Annotated in this window: 2 protein-coding genes; both read right to left on the reverse strand. The window is 68.7% G+C overall.

Going from position 1 to position 1,667, the window contains the following annotated elements; translation table 11 throughout:
• A partial coding sequence (locus ITJ57_RS12205) for a hypothetical protein (protein ID WP_228506608.1) occupies positions 1 to 579 on the reverse strand: 579 nt, incomplete at its 3' end.
• A gap of 164 nt (positions 580 to 743) precedes the next feature.
• Complete coding sequence (locus ITJ57_RS12210) at positions 744 to 1,145, reverse strand: hypothetical protein (protein ID WP_194670414.1); 402 nt, start codon at positions 1,143 to 1,145, stop codon at positions 744 to 746.
• Between the last annotated feature and the right edge of the window lie 522 nt (positions 1,146 to 1,667).

Below are 1,667 nucleotides of genomic sequence, written 5' to 3' on the forward strand. Positions count from 1 at the left end.
ATCATCGTCGATGTCGAAGAACTCCTCGACGACGACCATGGTCTCCCCTTCGTCGTCGGCGGCCGACTGCTCGAGCGCCTCAGCGGCGATCGTCGCACGATCGTGCCAGACGGCTGCCTCGTCCATCCGGCCGAGCACCTCGAGCGTCTCGGCGTAGGCGTTGAACAACGCGGGGCTGTAGGAGAACGCCCGCTTCGGGTCGAGCTGCGGAATCTGCAGCTCCGTCAGGGCGTCCTCCGTCTGGCCGAGATCGAGGCGGGCCCCGGACATCGCGATCGCGAGTGCGACACGGACCGGGACATCGAGCGTGGAGCGGTCGACGGATCGGCCGAGTTCCAGGGCACGCTCAGGGCGGCCGACACCGCGCTCACTGTCGACCATGAGTGGCAGCTGATCGTCCTTGCCCGAGATCCGTCGGTAGGTCCGGAGTTCGCGGAGCGCGAGGGCATAGTCACCGGTCTCGTACGCGGTGATCGCGAGGGTCTCTCGGACCATCGCGATCCGACCGGCGCGACGTGCAGCGGACATGGCGTGCAGGTGCGCGAGCGCTGGGTCGGTGTCGATCAGCCGGGCCGCCATGGCCAGGTGCTGCGCGACGCCGTCGGCGTTCTCCTTGCTGAGCGTCTTGAGCTCGTTCCGCGCACCCTTGTCCAGATCCTGAGGGGTGACGTCCGCAGGAATCTCCGGGTCGTCGTGACGAGGACGGATCGACTTGAGCTCGAACGCGATGCGTTCCTCTTCCGTCAGCTCACGTTCTTTCCGGAACGCGTCGCGGTCGCCTCGAGCCGGCGCTCCGTCGCGCGTCCACAGTTCGCGGCCGCCGCTCCGTGCGCCGCCGTCGCGTCCGCGGTCGGGACGGCCACCACGATCGGACGAGTGCCCGCGATCCGTGCGGTTCCCGCGATCCGGTCGGTCGCCCGATGCAGGACGGTCGCTGCTTCGTGCGGGACGATCGGAACGCTGCTGGCGGTCACCCGATGCGGGGCGATCACGCTGCCAAGCAGGCCGATCGGAACGCTGCGGCCGATCACCGGACGACGGGCGGTCCCCGCTCCGCGCGGGACGATCGGAACGCTGCGGCCGATCACCGGACGACGGGCGGTCCCCGCTCCGCGCGGGACGATCGGAACGCTGCGGCCGATCACCGGAGGCAGGACGATCCTGTTGCCAAGCGGGTCGGTCCGACCGCTGCGGGCGGTCGCCGGAGGACGGACGGTCGCCACTCCGTGCCGGCCGGTCCGATCGCTGCGGCCGATCGCCGGACGACGGACGGTCCCGCTGCCAAGCGGGTCGATCAGAGCCCTGTGGCCGGTCGCCTCGAGGACCGTCACCACGCTGCGGGCGATCGCCCCGCGGGCTGTCGTTTCGTCGACCAGGGTTCGTGTTCGAGCGTCCATCACCGGACGATCGCGGTGCTCGTCGCTCGCCCTTGTCGGGCTGGTCTGCTGACTGGTCACTCACGATGATCTCCACGGTGTTCGAACGCCGTCACCCGGCGACTGTGTGCTGAATCCTGTATCCCACGCTACTCGTGAGACGTCGACTTCACGCGGTGCGTGTGCTCAGGCGTACTGCCTGACGCACACTGCGCGTTAACGCAAAATGGCCACCCAAGAACCTTGGGTGGCCATTTCAACGAAGAAGTCCGGCGGTGTCCTACTCTCCCA

Source organism: Plantibacter sp. VKM Ac-2880, assembly GCF_015351235.1.
Taxonomy (GTDB): Bacteria; Actinomycetota; Actinomycetes; order Actinomycetales; family Microbacteriaceae; genus Plantibacter.